General features: G+C 67.8%; 2 protein-coding genes and 1 pseudogene. 2 read left to right on the top strand and 1 reads right to left on the bottom strand.

The window, feature by feature from the left end; translation table 11 throughout:
* Positions 1 to 310: pseudogene (locus tag ACFE99_RS25420) on the top strand (heme A synthase); the annotation flags it as partial.
* Here the strand turns inward: ACFE99_RS25420 and ACFE99_RS25415 are convergent.
* Positions 260 to 937, bottom strand: coding sequence for a hypothetical protein (locus ACFE99_RS25415; protein ID WP_375489703.1), 678 nt, complete (start codon positions 935 to 937; stop codon positions 260 to 262). The pseudogene ACFE99_RS25420 and the gene ACFE99_RS25415 overlap by 51 nt on opposite strands.
* A 31-nt stretch (positions 938 to 968) precedes the next feature.
* Here ACFE99_RS25415 and ACFE99_RS25410 point away from each other — a divergent pair, with 31 nt between their 5' ends.
* Positions 969 to 1,943 (top strand): quinone oxidoreductase, encoded by a 975-nt coding sequence (locus ACFE99_RS25410; RefSeq protein ID WP_375489701.1) that lies wholly within the window; start codon positions 969 to 971, stop codon positions 1,941 to 1,943.
* Positions 1,944 to 2,003: the final 60 nt, after the last annotated feature.

Here is a 2,003-nt window from a genome sequence, read left to right as displayed (position 1 = left end):
GTTGGATGTCCCGATCACCAGGCTGGGGCACATCCTTTCGTCGCTGCTGGTCGCTTACCTGGGGCTGTTGATAGGGCTCGGTTTCGGCTTGCTCGCGGTGCGCGCGCCGCGGCCGGTGTTGCTGCGGCTGGGCGTGCTGGTGCTGCTGGTGTGCTGTCAAGCCGTAGTCGGGACCGTGCAGTTCTTCACCGGCGTGCCCGCCGCGCTGGTCGCCGTGCATGTGGCGGGCGCGGCGTTGTGCACCGCGGCCACCGCCGCGCTATGGGCGTCGATGCGAGAGCGGGCCCAGCCCGAGCCGCTCCAGAGCTGACTCGACGCACAGCGCGAACTGCCGCTGCCGATCGCCGCGCGCGGTGTCGTCCAACACCCGCCAACCGAGTGAGGGCGCGACAAGGTCGAGCCGCACCAGCCGAGCGTCGTCGGGGCGTCCGGTGACGTCGGCACGGGCACAGAGCAACTCCGTCGCCTCGATGCCCGCCTTGTCGGCGGCGGCGCGCAGCGCGGCATAACCCACATCCCACAGCCCGAAATCCGCGTCGACAGGCTGGTGTCCGGTGAACGCGTGTGATTGCATGCCACCGAGAAAGACCAGCGCCGTGGTGTCGGGTCCGGGCGCGGCAGTCACTGTGGGCACGCCAGCTCGCTGAAGATCCCGCAGATATCGCTTGTCGACATTCCACTCGATGACATGCGGGGCGTTGAGCAGGTTCGGCACTCGCTTTGTCCACGCCAAAAACTCGTCCAGCCGGTCGGAGGGTGCTGCCCGCAAAATGACCAGGTCGGCGTCCAGTGTGGCCGGGGCATCCCACGACATCCACTGCGCATGCAATCCTCGCTTGCGTAGGGCGGCGACCAAGCCCACGTCGTCGTCATCGTCCTCGATGGCGCCGGCCAGCACGATGCGGGGATGACGGACGTCGGGGCGGGCCAGCTTCATGGGGTCTCCACATCTGCGGATGATAGTCAGCATGCACGCGATCGAAGTCGCCGAACTCGGCGGACCAGAAGTTCTGCGGTATGTCGACAAGCCACAGCCCTCCCCGGCATCGGGCGAGGTGTTGATCAAGGCCGAGGCGATCGGCGTCAACTTCATCGACACCTATTTCCGATCAGGGCAATACCCCCACGAGTTGCCGTTCGTGCTCGGGACGGAGGTGTCGGGGACGATCGCCGCCGTCGGTGACGGTGTGACGTCGCTGCGGGTGGGCGACCGGGTGGTGACCGCGGCCGCGTCGGGCGCCTACGCCGAATTCAGCACAGCCCCAGCCGGATTCGTCGCACAAATACCCGCTGAAGTGGACTTCGACGTGGCCGCCTCGGCGCTGTTGAAAGGGCTGACGGCGCATTACCTGATCACGTCCGTTTACCCGGCACAGCCCGGGGACACCGTGTTGTTACATGCCGGCGCCGGCGGGGTGGGCCTGATCTTGACGCAGTGGGCGTCCGCCCTCGGTGTTCGGGTGATCACGACGGTGTCGACGCCGCACAAGGCCGAGCTGTCACGGGACGCGGGCGCTAGCGAGGTGCTCGAGTACCCCGACGACACCGACGAATTCGGCAAACGGATCCGGGAGTTGACCGACGGGGCCGGTGTGGCCGCGGTTTACGACGGAGTGGGGGCCAGCACGTTCGACGCCAGCCTGGCCAGCCTGGCCGTGCGGGGGACGCTGGCGTTGTTCGGCGCCGCCAGCGGACCCGTGGCCCCGGTCGACCCGCAGCGCCTCAACGCCGCCGGGTCGGTGTATCTGACCCGCCCAAAGCTGGCCGACTTCACCCGCACGGATCAGGAATTCGCTTGGCGCGCTGGCGAATTATTCGATGCGATCGCGGCCGGCTCGGTCAGGGTCACCGTGAGTCGGCGCTATCCGCTGGCCGACGCCGTCCAGGCGCACCGCGATCTACAGGGGCGCAAGACGGTCGGCTCGATCATGCTTGTGCCCTAGGGGCTAGCCGCCCCATTTGGCGGCTTCGGCTTGGTCGCGGGCCAGCATCGAGGTGGTGTT

This window comes from uncultured Mycobacterium sp. (assembly GCF_964249325.1).
Classification (GTDB): Bacteria; Actinomycetota; Actinomycetes; order Mycobacteriales; family Mycobacteriaceae; genus Mycobacterium.
The sequence above is the reverse complement of the archived record's forward strand: the minus strand, read 5'-3'. Positions and strand labels throughout refer to the sequence as shown.